Origin of the sequence: Crystallibacter degradans (genome assembly GCF_012952295.1) — a bacterium.
GTDB classification, from domain to species: Bacteria; Actinomycetota; Actinomycetes; order Actinomycetales; family Micrococcaceae; genus Crystallibacter; species Crystallibacter degradans.
The window spans coordinates 51280-68027 of the sequence record NZ_JABBCH010000009.1; the positions used below are offsets into that span (position 1 = coordinate 51280).

Below are 16748 nucleotides of genomic sequence, written 5' to 3' on the forward strand. Positions count from 1 at the left end.
TTGTTTCCGTTCTCTCCCTCGCAACGACATGTAACTCTAGCAGGACTTTTTGGTGAATGCGAAATCCAGCGGGGGATTGTTGGCTACTTCACAGAAACGGCCAACATGCGGTCCGGATCGCCCCCGTTTGTCAGTACCCATAGGTCGCCTTCGGGAGAGAGCGCCACGTCGCGGAGCCTGCCGTACTTGTCCGTTAGGAGCGCCGTAGGTTCTCCCGCGCCTTCCTCGGTCAGTTCTACGCGCCACAGCCGTTCGCCCCGCAGGGCCGCTATCCAGGCCACATCCTCCACAATAGCCATGCCGCTGGGGGAGGCCTCCGCCGTCGAAGACCAAACCACGACGGCGTCCACAAACCTTTCGTCTCCAGGGGCGCCGGTAACGGCGGGCCAGCCGTAGTTCTGTCCCGGCTCGATGAGGTTGAGCTCGTCGTCCTCGGTGGGGCCGAATTCGGTGGCCCACATGCGGCCCTGCGAATCCCAATCCATGCCTTGGACGTTTCTGTGCCCATAGCTGTATACGGGACTGTCCGGGAAGGGATTGCCCGGGGCCGGCTCCCCGTCGATAGTGACCCGGAGAATCTTGCCGCCCAGGGAATCCAGGTTCTGCGCCGTTTCGGAATTGCTCGCGTCGCCGGTGGAGACATAGAGGTAGCCGTCCGGGCCGAACTCCAGCCGTCCGCCGTTGTGGATCCGCGATTTGGGGATCCCGGTGACAACATCGCGCATGTCCGAGAGGGTGCCCTCGTTCCAGCGGTAGCTGATGACCCGGTTGTCCTGAGGGGACGTCAGATAGACAAAGAGGCGCTGGTTTTCGGCGAAGTCCGGGCCGATGGCGAGACCCATCAGGCCGCCCTCTCCCGTTGTTTCGAGCGGGGAGTCAATTGGCACGGAAGCCACGGTGCGTCCGTCCCTGACGTGTTTGATCAGCCCGGTGTCGTTTTCCGAAATGAGCGCACTCCCATCCGGCAGCACTGCGATGGACCAGGGCGTCTCCAAGTCCGTAGCTGCCGTTGTGACCCGGCCGCCTGATGACGAGGTGCTCCCGGTGCCTGGGGCGGGGTTATCGGACGGACCGGTGCAAGCCGCCAAGCCAAGCGCCAAGAGCGCAGCGGTGGCTGGGAGCCGGCCGCGCCGAAGAATACTCTTGCGGCGCCCGCCGCGCCCTCCGGAGATGCCAGTGGGGGGCAGCGGCCTAGGTCGCATTCGTGCCGCGGTCGTCGTCGTTGTCCTCAACCTTGTCCACCCGCGGCTCGATGACGGTTTCGCCGTCGTGCGAAGGCCACTGCGTTTCATCGTAAAGCGGATCCTGGCTGTCCGCGGTGCTGCCGCGTTCCTGTGGCTTCGGTTCCGCCTCGGTCTCCGGAACACCGGGGCTTGCCTGGGATGCAGACCGACCCTTTCCCTGCTCGCCGGTGGCTCCGGTGAAGGAACCGGCTGGCGCATCCGGCTCCACCGGTGCAGCGTGCTTGCCGTGCGTAGGCGCCGGGGCGTCGGAGTCTTCAATGTATTTGTCCTCGACGGCGGGCTCGGAGTGCGCTGTTTCCGCGGCGCTCTCGGTCCAGCCGTCGATAGGTTCGGAGCCCTTGTCGTTCAAGCCTGTCTCATTGGTATGTCCGGCAATGAGACCGCCCGTAGCTGCACCGGCCGCGACGCCGCCGGCCGCCGGTTCGGAGCGGTGCGCTACATTGCCTTGCCGCGGCTTCGGGTCATCCTCTGTCACGCCCATCCTTCCGACAGTAGGGGCCTGGGCGGCCGCATCCGAGGGCCCGTGCGCCATGTTGGTCGGTGCGTGGCCCAGCGGTCCGCTCGAGGCCGGCACCTGCCCTGCCGAGGAGCCCCGGGTGAAAAGCCACCACAACAACGCAGCCACGATGACGACAATCAGTACCCAGATGAACCATTCCATGACGGGACCTTCTTCGGTTGGCGGCGTGGATCGTCTGATGCGTACGTTAGTTCCCGCCCCAGAGCATGTCCATAGCTAGGCGTCGGGCCAGCAGGCCCGGCTGCTTTGGGAGCACTGCGGCCGCCGGGCTAAAGTTCCGAACATGGCTCAGCAGACTTTGATCAACACCATTACCTTTCCGGATTCATCCCTCTTGGAGGCGGTGGGGCCGTTGCCTTCCGGACTGCAGGCAGGAGTGTGGGACCTGCAGGGGCCGCCGCAAGGGATTGCCGCCGCCGAAATCGAAGCGGTAATCCTGCCGTATGCCGCGGGCACCGACTGGGACGCGTTGAAGGACCTGCCAAGGCTGAAGCTGGTCCACACCCAGTCAACGGGCTATGACGGTCTGCCTGAGCTGGTGGGGCCGGATGTCGCCGTGGTCAGTGCTGCCGGTGTCCACGCAGCCGCCACGGCGGAACTGGCGGTGGGGCTGACGTTGGCGTCGCTGCGAGGTGTGGACCAGATGGTCCGGGATCAGCCCAGGGCGGTGTGGAATTCGGTGCGGCGGCAGTCCCTGGCCGACAGCCGGGTCCTGCTGGTCGGGGTCGGTGGCATTGGAAAGGAAATAGCCAGGCGGCTCCAGCCTTTCGAGGTTGAACTCACGCGCGTGGGGAACACCGCCCGGACCGACGCCGAGGGCCAGGTGCACAGCGCGGACGAACTCACCGCGCTGGCAACAAAGTGCGACGTGATGATCGTCATCACCCCGCTCAATGATTCCACCCATCAGCTGATCGACGCCGAAGTCCTCGCCGCCATGCCCGACGGTGCCTTGCTGGTCAACGTTGCCCGGGGTGCGGTGGTCGATTCGGAAGCGCTGACCGCCGAGGTTCTCAGTGGCAGGCTCAAAGCCGCCGTCGATGTTTTCGACCCGGAACCGATTCCGCGCGACCACCCGCTCTGGCAGTCGGAAAACATCATCATCGCCCCGCACGTGGGCGGCAACACCACCGCGTTCTGGCCCCGGATCGTCAAGCTTCTGCAGGGCCAGCTGCAGCGGCTGTCCGCAGGGGAGCTGCCGGAAAACCTGGTACAGCCCGGTCCCTTCGCCTAAGTACTCAGGTGACCTCGAGTACTCAAGCGACTTCGAGCAGGCCGGCCATGAAGCTGCGGAAATCCGCTTCGTCCTCTTCCTGCTCAATAACGTGCCCGGGAATCGGCAGCAGGCCACGGCCCTGGACGGTGAACCGGAAGGTTTTCCCTGTGCTCGTGCCTACTTCGTAGTCACCCTCCGCCAGCTGGAGGGCGTGGGAGAGATTGGTCATGTTGATCGCCACCGGGGTGCTTCCCGCCGTGAGCGTGGGCCCGTTGAACGGGGCGATGATCAGCTCCTGCGGGCGCCAGCGATAGCCGATGACGTAATACCGGCCTTTCCTCGAAACCGTCGGAGACTGGGTTGTCCGGTCCGCCCCTACACTGCCAAAAACCAGATTGTAGTCGCCGTGGTTGGGGATCTGGGCGTCGAAAATGCCGCTCAGGATGTCCTTGAGTTCGTCGCTGGTGGGCGTGGTGGAGTGCATGTTTCCATCCTAGGGAACCACGCCGTTGTGTTGCGCCCCCGTGTCACATGGTCATGGGGGCACCGGGGCTGGTCATAGAATCGAAGTCATGAGCGCGGACGTAACTCCTGATATCAAGCCCCGTAGCCGGGTAGTCACCGACGGCATTCACGCAGCCCCGGCACGCGGAATGTTCCGAGCAGTGGGAATGGGGGATGACGATTTTGCCAAGCCGCAGATCGGCGTTGCCAGTTCCTGGAATGAAATCACCCCCTGCAACCTGTCGCTGAACCGGCTGGCCCAGGGCGCCAAGGAAGGCGTCCACTCCGGCGGCGGGTTCCCGATGCAGTTCGGCACCATCTCCGTTTCGGACGGCATTTCGATGGGGCACGAGGGAATGCACTTCTCGCTGGTTTCCCGCGAGGTCATCGCCGACTCGGTGGAGACGGTGATGCAGGCCGAACGAATCGACGGCTCGGTGCTGCTGGCCGGCTGCGACAAGTCTCTGCCGGGCATGCTGATGGCTGCCGCACGCCTGGACCTTGCCAGCGTATTCCTCTACGCGGGCTCGATCATGCCCGGCTTCGCCAAGCTGGAGGACGGCTCGGAGAAGGAAGTCACGCTGATCGACGCCTTCGAGGCCGTCGGAGCCTGCGCTGCCGGCAAGATGAGCCTGAAGGACCTGGACGCCATCGAGCGGGCGATCTGCCCGGGCGAAGGCGCCTGCGGCGGCATGTACACCGCCAACACCATGGCCTGCATCGGCGAAGCCCTCGGCATGTCCCTGCCCGGCTCCGCCGCCCCGCCCTCGGCCGACCGCCGCCGCGACATGTTCGCCCGCCAGTCCGGCGAGGCCGTGGTCAACCTGCTGCGACTGGGCATCACCGCGCGCGACATCATGACCAAGAAGGCCTTCGAGAACGCCATCGCCGTCACCATGGCCTTCGGCGGCTCCACCAATGCCGTGTTGCACCTGCTGGCGATCGCCCGCGAAGCTCAGGTGGACCTGACGCTCGAGGACTTCAACCGCATCGGCGACAAGATCCCGCACCTGGGCGATTTGAAGCCTTTCGGCCGCTACGTCATGTTCGACGTGGACAAGATGGGCGGCGTGCCGGTCATCATGAAGGCCCTGCTGGACGCCGGCCTGCTGCATGGCGACTGCCTGACCGTGACGGGCAAGACCGTTGCCGAGAACCTGGCCGAGATCAATCCGCCGGACCTGGACGGTAAGATCCTGCGCGCCCTAGACAACCCGATCCACAAGACCGGCGGCATCACGGTCCTGCACGGTTCCATGGCTCCGGAAGGCGCCGTCGTCAAGAGCGCCGGCTTCGACGCCGACGTTTTCGAAGGCACAGCCCGTGTCTTCGAACGCGAGCAGGGTGCGCTCGAAGCGCTGGACCGCGGCGAAATCAAGGCGGGCGACGTCGTCGTTATCCGCTACGAGGGTCCCAAGGGCGGTCCGGGCATGCGCGAAATGCTGGCTATCACCGGCGCCATCAAGGGTGCTGGTCTGGGCAAGGATGTCCTCCTGCTGACAGACGGTCGCTTCTCCGGCGGCACCACCGGTCTGTGCATTGGCCACGTGGCGCCGGAAGCGGTGGATGGCGGTCCGATCGCGTTCGTCAAGGACGGCGACCGGATCCGCGTGGACATTGCCGCGCGCAGCTTCGACCTGCTGGTCGACGAGGCCGAGCTCGAAGGCCGCAAGATCGGCTGGGAGCCGCTGCCGGCCAAGTTCACCACCGGCGTTCTGGCCAAGTACGCCAAGCTGGTGCACTCGGCCTCCACCGGCGCATACTGCGGCTAACCGAAGAACGACGGCGGCGGGGAACCACCCGCCGTCGTCCGCCTTCCGGTGGACCCGGTTAGAGTCCACTAACTGGACAGAAATGTCCGTATAATGAGACAACGTTGTCTCCGGTTGACACTGATATCTGTGTGGTAGAACACTGAAGTCATGCAGAACGTATCCGTGGTCGTCCTTATCAAGCGCGTGGCGTAAGCCCCGGCTGGTAAGACCACGTCACGCGCGAAACCCCATCGGAGCCAACCGGCTCGACGGGGTTTTTTTATTTGCAGAAGAGAACAGAGCCGGTCCCGCTATAGGGAACCGGCAGGCACATCCGAAATTACAGAAGATCCGCAAAGGAAATCCGATGAGTAAGGGATCGCCAATCAGCCCCTCGCTGATGGCCCAAAAAGCGCCGGCCGCGGCCGGCGACGCTGTCAAGAACAAAGATGTCGCTGCTTCTGTCTCTTCCGTCGTGGATGCGGTCAACCCCGTTCAGGGGCCCAACAACATCGTGCCGCCCACAGAAATGACCGGCTCACAAGCCGTTGTCCGTTCACTGGAAGAACTGGGCGTCGATGACGTCTTCGGGTTGCCGGGCGGGGCCATCCTCCCCACCTACGACCCGCTCATGGACTCGACCAAGATTAACCACATCCTGGTCCGCCATGAACAGGGAGCAGGCCATGCCGCCCAAGGCTATGCCATGGTCACCGGCAAGGCAGGCGTCTGCATCGCTACGTCCGGCCCCGGCGCCACCAACCTGGTGACGGCCATCGCGGACGCCCACATGGACTCCGTCCCGATGGTGGCGATTACCGGCCAGGTAGCCACCAGCGTTATCGGTTCGGACGCCTTCCAGGAAGCGGACATTGTCGGCATCACCATGCCGATCACCAAGCACTCCTACCTGGTCACGAACCCGGAAGACATTCCGCGGGTGCTGGCCGAGGCGTTCCACATTGCCACCACTGGCCGTCCGGGCCCCGTCCTGGTAGACATCCCCAAGGATGCCCAGCAGGCCAAGATGACGTTCTCGTGGCCGCCGAAGATCGACATTCCCGGCTACCGCACGGTGGTCCGAGGACACTCCAAGCAGGTCCGCGAGGCAGCCAAGCTGATTGCCGCCGCGGAACGTCCCGTCTTCTACGTCGGCGGCGGCGTGCTCAAGGCCCAGGCGTCCCCGGAGCTGCTCGAACTGGCGGAACTGGTCGGCGCACCGGTTGCCACCACGCTGATGGCCCGCGGCGTTTTCCCGGATTCCCACCCGCAGCACGTCGGCATGCCGGGCATGCACGGCGCGGTCTCGGCCGTCACGGCGCTGCAGCAGTCGGATCTGCTCATCACCTTGGGCGCCCGGTTTGATGACCGCGTGACCGGTGTCCTGAGCACTTTTGCCCCGGACGCCAAGGTCATCCACGCCGACATCGACCCGGCCGAAATCTCGAAGAACCGTACCGCCGATGTGCCGATCGTCGGTTCGGTCAAGGAGATCATTCCGGAGCTCGCGCAGGCCTGCCGGGAACGCTTTGCCGCCGAAGGGGCCCCGGATCTGACCGAGTGGTGGACCCAGCTGAACCGGCTCAAGAACACCTACCCGTTGGGCTTCACCGAGCCCGACGATGGCCTGATGGCGCCGCAGCAGGTCATCGAGCGCATCGGGGAGCTCACCGGTCCGGAGGGCGTGTACGTTGCCGGCGTGGGCCAGCACCAGATGTGGAGCGCCCAGTTCATCAAGTACGAGCGGCCGCGGGCCTGGCTGAACTCGGGCGGCCTGGGCACCATGGGCTACTCCGTGCCTGCCGCCATGGGCGCCAAGGTCGGCAACCCGGACCGGGTGGTCTGGTCGATCGACGGCGACGGCTGCTTCCAGATGACCAACCAGGAGCTGGCCACCTGCGCCCTGAACAACATCCCGATCAAGGTTGCTGTCATCAACAACTCCTCGCTCGGCATGGTCCGGCAGTGGCAGACGCTGTTCTACGACGGCCGCTACTCCAACACTGACCTGCACACCGGCCACGAGACGGTCCGGATCCCGGACTTCGTCAAGATGGCCGATGCCTACGGCTGTGTCGGCCTGCGCTGCGAACGCGCCGAGGACATCGACGCGACGATCAAGCAGGCGCTGGAAATCAACGACCGTCCGGTGGTGATCGACTTCGTTGTCAGCCCGAACGCGATGGTCTGGCCGATGGTGCCCTCGGGCGTCAGCAACGACCTGATCCAGATCGCCCGCGACATGACCCCGGAATGGGAAGAAGAGGACTAGTCAATGGCACGCCATACCCTTTCAGTACTGGTTGAAGACGTTCCGGGTGTCCTGACCCGCGTCGCCAGCCTCTTTGCCCGCCGGGCGTTCAACATCCATTCTTTGGCCGTAGGCCCCACGGAAACGTCCGGGTTCTCCCGCATCACCGTGGTGGTTGAAGCTGAAGGTGATCTGCTGGAGCAGGTCACCAAGCAACTGAACAAGCTCATCAATGTCATCAAGATTGTCGAGCTGGTTCCCGAATCCTCCGTGCAACGCGACCACATCTTGGTCAAGGTTCGTGCGGATGCCGCGACTCGGCTGCAAGTAACCCAGGCAGCAGATCTATTCCGCGCTTCCGTGGTCGACGTGTCTACCGACTCGTTGGTCCTGGAAGCCACTGGCACCGCCGAAAAGCTCAACGCACTGCTGTCGGTGCTTGAGCCGTTTGGCATCCGCGAAATTGTTCAATCAGGAACGTTGGCCATCGGCCGCGGCTCCCGGTCCATGAGCGACCGCGCCCTGCGTTCCGCCTAGACCCTTATCAAGAAACCTCAAACAGGAGAAATACAAGTGACTGAGCTCTACTACGACGACGACGCCGACCTCTCGATCATCCAGGGACGCACCGTTGCCGTCATCGGTTACGGCAGCCAGGGCCATGCCCACGCGCTGAGCCTGCGCGACTCGGGCGTGGATGTCCGCGTCGGACTCAAGGAAGGTTCCAAGTCCCGCGAGAAGGCTGAGGCCGAGGGCCTGCGCGTGCTCGGCGTTGCCGAGGCCGTCGCCGAAGCCGACCTGATCATGGTGCTGACCCCGGACCAGGTCCAGCGCCACGTCTACGCCGAGGACATCGCACCGAACCTGCAGTCCGGCGACGCCCTGTTCTTCGGTCACGGCTTCAACATCCGCTACGGCTACATCAAGCCGCCGGCCGACGTCGACGTTGCCCTCGTTGCTCCCAAGGGACCGGGCCACATTGTCCGCCGCGAATTCGAAGCAGGCCGCGGCGTGCCGGACCTGATCGCCGTGGAGCAGAACGCCTCCGGCAAGGCCAAGGAACTGGCACTGTCCTACGCGAAGGCCATCGGCGGCACCCGTGCGGGCGTCATCGAAACCACCTTCACCGAAGAGACCGAGACCGACCTATTCGGCGAGCAGGCTGTGCTCTGCGGCGGTGCTTCCCAGCTGATCCAGTACGGCTTCGAAACCCTGACCGAGGCCGGCTACAAGCCGGAGGTTGCTTACTTCGAGGTACTGCACGAGCTCAAGCTCATCGTGGACCTGATGGTTGAAGGCGGCATCGCCAAGCAGCGCTGGTCCGTTTCGGACACCGCAGAGTACGGCGACTACGTCTCCGGGCCGCGCGTCATCGACGAGCACGTGAAGGAAAACATGAAGGCCGTGCTGGCCGACATCCAGTCCGGAGCCTTCGCCAAGCGTTTCATCGACGACCAGGATGCCGGCGCGCCGGAATTCGCCGCGTTGCGCAAGAAGGGCGAAGACCACCCGATCGAGGCCACCGGCCGCGAACTGCGCAAGCTGTTCTCGTGGATCAAGACCAACGATGACTACACCGAGGGCTCCGTAGCCCGCTAAGGAACGCACGCGACGTTCCGCGCCGCACGCACACCTGAATGAACCGGCAAGGGGGCCGGGCGCACATTGGTATTGTTAACAATGCGCGTCCGGCCCCCTTGTCGGTCTTAGACTGTACTCACCCCACCATGCAACGCAGCGAAGGAACACCCCTGTGGAAAAACCTGTAGTTCTCCTTGCCGAAGAACTGTCGCCAGCCACCGTCGAGGCACTGGGTCCCGACTTCGAGATCCGCCAGACAGACGGGGCAGACCGCTCCCAGCTGCTCTCCGCCATTGCCGACGTTGACGCCATCCTGGTCCGTTCCGCCACCAAGGTGGACGCGGAAGCCATCGCTGCAGCCAAGAACCTGAAGGTCATCGCCCGCGCGGGCGTCGGCCTGGACAACGTGGACATCAAGGCGGCGACGCAGGCGGGCGTCATGGTGGTCAACGCGCCGACGTCGAACATTGTCTCCGCGGCGGAGCTGACCGTCGGGCATATCCTCTCGCTGGCACGCCACATTCCGGCCGCCAACGCTGCCCTGAAGAATGGCGAGTGGAAGCGCTCGAAGTACACCGGTGCCGAGCTCTACGAAAAGAAGGTCGGCATCATCGGCCTAGGCCGGATCGGCGCCCTGATCGCTGCGCGCCTGCAGGCCTTCGAAACCCAGATTCTCGCTTACGACCCGTACGTCACGAGCGCACGTGCTGCCCAGCTCGGCGTCCAGCTGGTGAGCCTGGACGAACTGCTCGAGCAGTCCGACTTCATCTCAATCCACATGCCCAAGACGCCCGAAACCATCGGCATGATCGGTGCCGAGGCCTTCGAGAAGATGAAGGCTTCGGCCTACATTGTCAACGTTGCCCGCGGCGGTCTGATCGACGAGGACGAGCTGTACACCGCCCTCAAGGAAGGCAAGATCGCCGGCGCTGCCATTGATGTCTTCGTCAAGGAGCCCAGCACCGACCTGCCGTTCTTCGCCCTCGACAACGTCGTGGTCACCCCGCACCTGGGCGCTTCCACGGAGGAGGCACAGGAAAAGGCCGGCGTCTCCGTGGCCAGGTCCGTGCGACTGGCCCTCGCCGGTGAGCTCGTTCCCGACGCCGTCAACGTTGCCGGCGGCGTCATTGCTCCCGAGGTCCGGCCGGGCATCCCGCTGATCGAGAAGATCGGTCGCATCTTCACTGCGCTGACGCACGACTCCGTCACCCAGATCGACGTCGAGGTAGCCGGCGAAATCGCCGAACTGGATGTGAAGGCCCTGGAGCTGGCCGCGTTGAAGGGTGTCTTCAAGGACGTGGTCTCGGAACAGGTTTCCTATGTCAACGCGCCGGTGCTGGCCGAACAGCGCGGGATCAGCACCCGCTTGATCACCACCACCGAGTCCGAGGAGTACCGGAACGTCCTGACCGTCCGCGGCGCGCTCTCCGACGGCAGCCGGATTTCTGTCTCCGGCACGCTGACCGGGCCGAAGCAGATCCAGAAGCTCGTGGGCGTCAACGGCTACGAAGTGGAAATCCCGATCAGCGAGCACCTGCTGGTTTTCACGTACGAAGACCGCCCCGGCGTCATCGGCACCCTCGGCCAGCTGCTCGGCAATCACAACATCAACATCGCCGGCATGCAGGTATCCCGCAACGAAGACAGCAAGCAGGCCCTGGCACTGCTGGCCGTGGACAGCTCGGTGCCGCAGGGCGTCCTGGAGCAACTGCGCCAGACCATCGGTGCCACGCTGGCCCGGGAAGTCGACCTGCAGGACTAAGCCAGTTGTAGTGCAGGCCCGTTCAGCAGTTGGCTTTCGCTTCGGCTCAACGGGCCTTTGCGCTTGTCTCCTCTCTTTTTCGTACCGTCAAGTCCTTATGTGGGGGAATCCAGTTGAACGCAGCAGCACGATTCTTGCGTAGCCGCTCGCTCGTAGTCACGGTAGTGGTCCTGGTCGCGGCCATGCTGCTATCGGTGTTCATCCAGGACCGCGCCCAGTCCTCCTTGGGACAAGTAGTGGATACCAACTCCCGGGGACTCTACGACATCCTGGTGCTGCCCGAAGGCAAGGGCCCGGACACGGACACGCTGAAACAGCCGGACTACGTTTCCGGTACCGGCGGCATCACCCAGGAACAGCTCGGGCAGATCCGCGGCCTCGCCGATGTCGGCGTCGCCGCCCCGATCAGCCTGGTCTCCAAAGTGGTCCAGGACGTCGAGTTTCCCCAGCTGAAGGCCACGGACTACGTGGGCTACAACGAAAACATCGAAGGCTACCTCGAACAGCAGAACATCACCGACGCCGTGCCGGCCGAGGAATGGCCTGAGCCGGATTCCGTGCTCAGCGAGGAACCGAAGAACTACCGGATCACGGCCAAGGCCGTCACCTCCAACGGCGTCAGCGATACGGTCCTGTTCGAAACCGCGGCGGAGGGCTCGCTCGGCCAGGCCCAGCTGGAGGAACTGAAGGTTCCCGGCGGCACCAGCCTGCGTACCGTGGCCCCGGAGGGGGAGACGGGCATCAAGTTCCCGGATCCCGCCGGCGGCAGTGCCCACGGCGATTTCGACCTCACCATTGCCCTGCCGATGCTGCCCCAGATCACCGAGACCGTTGTTGCCGTTGATCCCGCCGCGGAGCAGGCACTGCTGGGCGAGGCCGGCGGCTTCCTCGCGCCCCTGGCCAAGGCTCCTGCGCCGTCCGGCCGCAGCGCCATGGAACTGGGCGACAAGTTTTCGCAGCAGATGACGCCAGGTCTTTTTGCCGAAGGCACCGAATCAGCCGAGATCGACGGGCATCCTTTCAGGTTCTGGAGCCCGTTCCTGACCCAGTACCGCTCGGCGGTGGAAGCGGGAACACTCACCGAGGATTCGAAGGTGATCCCGCTGGTGGTCCGCTCCGGCACCGATCTGGATCTGACGTACTCCGTTGACATCGAAGAGATTGACGACGCCGGCAATACCGTTGCGCAGGTCGGTACCGTCAGCAAGGAGTTGGGGGAGGAGTACCTCCCGTTTGCGTCCTCCAAGCCCTTCCAGCTGCGCTGGCCCGGAGGCGAGGACTACAACTACCTGCTGGGCTCCGGCGGAGTCCAGGTTGTCGCGGGTCTGCACCAGCCGGCCGAATGGACCACCGACTTCCTCTCCACCCCCGAGTACGTGGCCGGCGAAGCCAACCCCGATGGCGGCGTGGACCAGACGGTCACCCCACAGGGCTGGGTCACCGTGAACGAGCTGCCGGAAAAGACGCTGCAGTGGCAGCTGGAACCGGACCAGAGCCAGCGGGAGCCGGTCAAGGAGCAGTCCTACCGGACCAGCCTCGATGACCCGGCCGACGCCGCCGCACCCCTTCCGTTTGTCTATGGCACCTTCAGCGCCGATGCCGTGCGCGATGCTGCCGGCGACGTGAACTACCTGCCGCTGGGCGGCTACGACCCGGCACCGGTGACCCTGACGGAGGATGCCGAAGGCAACGACGTCGAGGACACCGAGCTCAAGCCGGGCCTCAGCGGTGCCGGCCTGGCAGTGCAGTCCGCCGGCGCCATCACGGACTTCAACGGGCTGGCCGCCGTGCGCGGGACCTCGGACACGGATCCGGTGATCGACGCCGTCCGCGTCCGGGTGGATGCCGCCGGCAGCTGGGCCGACGCCGCACCGAACATCGATGCCGTCGCCGGCGCCATCGGCGACCTGGGCCTGGATGTCCAGGTTGTTGCCGGCTCCGCCCGCGAGGACGTTTCCATCTACGTGCCCGAGTACCACCAGGAAGCCGATGGAACGGTCACCGACCTGGGCACGGTCAGCCAGTCCTGGGTCCGCCAGGGCGCTGCCTCTGCGGTCCAGAGCTCACTGGGCCAGGCCAGCTCGGCACTGCTCTTCCTGACCCTGGGCGGGGCCGCGCTGCTGACCGCAGCGAGCACGGTGGCGTTCACCCGCTCGCGCCGTACCGAAGCGGTAACGCTGCGCGCGATGGGCTGGACGCGGCCCAGGATCCGGTCCTGGTTCCTGGCCGAACTGCTCGTCGGCGCCGCGGCGCTGCTGGCGGTGGCGGTAGTGGTCAACGTCTTCAGCCGCACGCTGACCACGCTGGTGGTTTCCGGCGTCGTACTCATGGTCTATGTCGCCGCGTCCTTCATCTCCTCAGCCTTGCTGAAGCCGGTCCCGCCGGCCGGGGATGCGCCGTCGTCGTCGGGCACAGCGCCGATGGTCGATACGCCGCTGAAATTCGCCGTGCGGCAGGTGAACACCAACCGGTTCAACGCCGGAGCTGTTGTTGTGGGCGTGGGTGTGCTCGGTGCGGCGGCGGGCGCGCTGGCGGCGGTCATCCTTGACCTCCCGCGGGCGGCCGGCAGCACGGCGCTCGGCTCGCTGGCGCTCAGCCAGACCGGCGGCGTGAACATCGCGCTGGCGGTGCTCGGCGTGGTGACGGCACTGGTACTGACGCTGATGACCGGCCGTTTCGACCTGGCCCGCAAACGCGAGCAATGGGACATTCTCGAGGCGATGGGCTGGACTCCCACGCTGCTGCTCTCGCTGCGGCGCAGTGAAGCGGGGCTGCTGGCGGTGATGGCCCTGCCGCTGGCCGTCCTCGGTGCCGTCGGCGTTTCCCTCGCCGTGGCGCCGCATGCCGCGCTGCGTGCAGTGGCCGCCGGCGTGCTGGCAGTGATTCTCTGGTTCATCCTGATGACAAGGACACGGAAATGATTGAACAACCGCAGACGCGCGCCGAGAAAATCGGGCGTACCGCGGACCATGCCATGCCGCTGGAGCTGCGTGGCATCACCATCCGCTACGACGGCGGCGGCGGCGAGCCGCTGGTGGTCGCGGAGGACTTCGACCTTGGCCTCGAGGCGGGGAACATGCACTGCCTGGCCGGACGAAGCGGCTCGGGCAAGACCAGCATCCTGACCGTGGCGGCCGGCCTGACGCTGCCGACGTCGGGAGAGGTGTTCTGGCAGGGCGACTCGCTCGATGAGATGGACGACGACGAAATCTCCGACCGTCGCCGTGCCCTCATCGGGTACGTGGACCAGGGCGGGGCGCTGATCGACGGGATGAGCGCGCTTGAAAACGTGCTGCTGCCCGCGGTGCCGGACAAGCAGGTCGAAGCGAAAACCGAGATGGCCAAGGACCTGCTGGACCTGGTGGGGCTGGGGCGCCGGATGCGGCATTACCCGGCGCAGTTGTCCGGCGGCGAACGGCAGCGGGTGGCGATTGCGCGCGCGCTGATCCTGGGCACGCGTGTGCTCGTGGTGGATGAGCCGACGGCCAGCCTGGACCGCGAGCATGCCAACCAGATCATCGGCATCCTCAAGGACACCACCAAGGACGGGATCGCGGTCCTGGTCGCGTCCCACGACCAGGAACTGATCAAGGTGGCGGACAGCCGCACCCACATGTACTGAGGCGGGCAACCACCGCCGAAGACGCCGTAACCGGATGAGCCGGGTGCCGCCGTCGTTGTCACGAACACGGCGGCGGCCGGCCGCTTTCGACAAGCGCCGAGCACACGCGGTAATTTCTATAGGTGACCTCTTCTGCTGACAAGCCTCCGTACTACATCACCACGGCAATTTCTTACCCCAACGGTGTGCCCCACATCGGGCATGCCTACGAATTCATTGCCACTGATGCCATGGCGCGGTTCAAGCGGCTGGACGGCTACGACGTCTACTTCCTGACCGGAACGGACGAGCACGGGCAGAAGATGCTCCACACCGCGGAGAAGGAAGGCATCACCCCGCTGGCCCTGGCCAAGCGCAACTCGGACGTCTTCCAGATAACCCAGGACGGCCTGGGCATCAGCTACGACCGCTTCATCCGCACCACGGACGAAGACCACTACACCGCCGCGCAGGCCATCTGGAAGCGGATGGAAGAGGCCGGGGACATCTACCTCGATAAGTACGAGGGCTGGTACTCCGTCCGCGACGAGGCCTACTACGGCGAAGACGAGACCGGGGTCCGCGAGGACGGCAAGCGCTACTCGACCCAGACCGATACCGAAGTCACCTGGACCGAAGAAGAGTCCTACTTCTTCCGGCTGACGGCCTACCAGGACAAGCTGCTCAAGCTTTACGAAGACCAGCCGGAATTCGCCGCGCCCCGCACCCGCTTCAATGAGGTGATCAGCTTCGTCAAGCACGGCCTGACGGACCTGTCCATCTCCCGCACCACCTTCGACTGGGGTGTTCCGGTGCCGGGCAACCCCAAGCACGTGATGTACGTGTGGGTGGACGCGCTGACCAACTACCTCACCGGCGTCGGCTTCCCGGACACCGAGGCGGAAGCGTTCCGCAAGTGGTGGCCGGCCGACGTGCACGTGATCGGCAAGGACATCTCCCGCTTCCACGCCATCTACTGGCCGGCGTTCCTGATGTCCGCCGGGCTGGAACTGCCCAAGCGCGTGATGATCCACGGCCACCTGTACAACCAGGGCGTGAAGATGTCCAAGTCACTCGGCAACGTGATTGCGCCGTCGGACTGGGTGGAGCAGTACGGCCTGGACCAGATGCGCTTCTTCCTGCTGCGCGAAGTGCCGTTCGGCGCGGACGGCTCCTACAGCCACGAAGCCATCGTCGGCCGGATGAACGCGGATCTGGCGAACAACCTGGGCAACCTGGCCCAGCGCTCCCTGTCCATGGTGGCCAAGAACTGCGAGGGCAGGGTCCCGCAGCCCGGCACACTCGCCGCCGAAGACCACGAACTCCTGGCGCAGGCCGAGCGGCTGCTGGAGAAGTCCCGCGCGGCCTACGAGCTACAGGATTTCCACGCATCCCTCGAAGCAATCTGGACCGTGCTGGGCGATACCAACGCCTACTTCGCCGAGCAGGCCCCCTGGGTGCTGCGCAAGACCGACGTGGAGCGGATGAACACCGTGCTCTACGTGACCCTGGAGGTGCTGCGGATCGTCTCCATCCTGGTCCAGCCGGTGATGCCTGGATCGGCAGCCAAGCTGCTTGACGTGCTGGGACAGAACGACGACGGCGCCCGCGCCTTTGCCGCCATCGCCAAGGCTTTGGTGCCGGGTACGGAATTACCGGCGCCTACACCGATCTTCCCGAAATACGAAGAGCCGGCCGAATAGCGGCGGCTTAGGAGGCTTCCCGCCTGGCCAGGAAGCGGTCCTTGGCCGTCCGCTCCATGATGCGGGCCATCGTGTCCAGCTGGCGGTGGGTCTGGTCCAGCAACTGCCGGAAACGCTGGGCATCGAGCCGTGGCTCCGCTTCGGCGAGCACGATCAGGGTCCGCCAGAGGCATTCCTTGCCGCGGAGCGCGGACTGGAGCGTTTCCAGTTCCAGCTGCGCTCCGGCGCCGCCGCCCATGCGCAGCGGATTGAGCGGATTGATCTTGGCCACCACGGCGCCGCCGGCCGCAGCGACTTTCTTGAAGGTGCTCCGCCGATAGCCGAACTGTCCCATCAGCTCCTTGACCTCGCGGCGTTCGGCAATGACCTCATTGCGCAGCCGCTGGAGGTCCGCCTCGAACTCGGTACCGGCCCAGGATTCCCGGGCTGAGCCGAAGAGCTTGATTCCGGTCTTGGCGCCCAGCAGATGATCGTCCAAGTAGGCGGCAAATTCGTCATCGTCCATTCGGCCCGGCTGTTTGTGGTCCTGGTCCATCGTGTGTTCCTCCCGATCGTCGGTCATCAGCATGCTTGCTATTTTTGCAGATCCTGATCGGATTGTGGTGGATCCGG

At 65.0% G+C, this 16748-nt stretch carries 13 protein-coding genes; 9 read left to right on the plus strand and 4 right to left on the minus strand.

Going from position 1 to position 16748, the window contains the following annotated elements; genetic code table 11:
- Nucleotides 1–83: 83 nt before the first annotated feature.
- Nucleotides 84–995: a PQQ-dependent sugar dehydrogenase gene (locus HGO92_RS14660; protein ID WP_240974654.1), complete on the minus strand. Its 912-nt coding sequence runs from the start codon at nucleotides 993–995 to the stop codon at nucleotides 84–86.
- A gap of 196 nt (nucleotides 996–1191) precedes the next feature.
- Nucleotides 1192–1905: a hypothetical protein gene (locus HGO92_RS14665; RefSeq protein WP_169996085.1), complete on the minus strand. Its 714-nt coding sequence runs from the start codon at nucleotides 1903–1905 to the stop codon at nucleotides 1192–1194.
- A gap of 142 nt (nucleotides 1906–2047) precedes the next feature.
- On the opposite strand from HGO92_RS14665, the gene HGO92_RS14670 reads away from it, so the two are divergent.
- Nucleotides 2048–2998, plus strand: coding sequence for a 2-hydroxyacid dehydrogenase (locus tag HGO92_RS14670; RefSeq protein ID WP_169996087.1), 951 nt, complete (start codon nucleotides 2048–2050; stop codon nucleotides 2996–2998).
- Nucleotides 2999–3020: 22 nt separating this feature from the next.
- On the opposite strand, the gene HGO92_RS14675 is transcribed toward HGO92_RS14670, so the two are convergent.
- Nucleotides 3021–3464 (minus strand): hypothetical protein, encoded by a 444-nt coding sequence (locus tag HGO92_RS14675; protein ID WP_169996089.1) that lies wholly within the window; start codon nucleotides 3462–3464, stop codon nucleotides 3021–3023.
- An 88-nt stretch (nucleotides 3465–3552) separates the two neighbouring features.
- On the opposite strand from HGO92_RS14675, the gene ilvD reads away from it, so the two are divergent.
- The 8 genes from ilvD (at nucleotide 3553) to metG (ending at nucleotide 16136) form a co-directional block, all read left to right on the plus strand.
- Entirely contained in the window at nucleotides 3553–5256 is a 1704-nt protein-coding gene (gene ilvD / locus HGO92_RS14680; RefSeq protein WP_169996091.1) for a dihydroxy-acid dehydratase, read from the plus strand.
- A gap of 349 nt (nucleotides 5257–5605) precedes the next feature.
- Nucleotides 5606–7510 (plus strand): acetolactate synthase large subunit, encoded by a 1905-nt coding sequence (locus HGO92_RS14685; RefSeq protein ID WP_169996093.1) that lies wholly within the window; start codon nucleotides 5606–5608, stop codon nucleotides 7508–7510.
- A gap of 3 nt (nucleotides 7511–7513) precedes the next feature.
- Complete coding sequence (ilvN, locus tag HGO92_RS14690) at nucleotides 7514–8026, plus strand: acetolactate synthase small subunit (protein ID WP_074701971.1); 513 nt, start codon at nucleotides 7514–7516, stop codon at nucleotides 8024–8026.
- 36 nt (nucleotides 8027–8062) lie between these two features.
- Nucleotides 8063–9088, plus strand: a complete 1026-nt coding sequence (gene ilvC / locus HGO92_RS14695) for a ketol-acid reductoisomerase (protein ID WP_074701972.1) — start codon at nucleotides 8063–8065, stop codon at nucleotides 9086–9088.
- A gap of 154 nt (nucleotides 9089–9242) precedes the next feature.
- Nucleotides 9243–10832, plus strand: coding sequence for a phosphoglycerate dehydrogenase (serA, locus tag HGO92_RS14700; RefSeq protein WP_169996095.1), 1590 nt, complete (start codon nucleotides 9243–9245; stop codon nucleotides 10830–10832).
- A 134-nt stretch (nucleotides 10833–10966) separates the two neighbouring features.
- Complete coding sequence (locus tag HGO92_RS14705; RefSeq protein WP_346768970.1) at nucleotides 10967–13753, plus strand: ABC transporter permease; 2787 nt, start codon at nucleotides 10967–10969, stop codon at nucleotides 13751–13753.
- A complete protein-coding gene (locus tag HGO92_RS14710) occupies nucleotides 13750–14454 on the plus strand; it encodes an ABC transporter ATP-binding protein (RefSeq protein WP_169996099.1) in 705 nt (234 codons plus the stop codon). Before HGO92_RS14705 ends, HGO92_RS14710 begins: the two co-directional genes overlap by 4 nt.
- Nucleotides 14455–14576: 122 nt before the next feature.
- Nucleotides 14577–16136: a methionine--tRNA ligase gene (gene metG, locus HGO92_RS14715; protein WP_169996101.1), complete on the plus strand. Its 1560-nt coding sequence runs from the start codon at nucleotides 14577–14579 to the stop codon at nucleotides 16134–16136.
- A 7-nt stretch (nucleotides 16137–16143) separates the two neighbouring features.
- Here the strand turns inward: metG and HGO92_RS14720 are convergent, their stop codons facing one another.
- Nucleotides 16144–16704 (minus strand): hypothetical protein, encoded by a 561-nt coding sequence (locus HGO92_RS14720; RefSeq protein WP_169996102.1) that lies wholly within the window; start codon nucleotides 16702–16704, stop codon nucleotides 16144–16146.
- Nucleotides 16705–16748 lie beyond the last annotated feature (44 nt).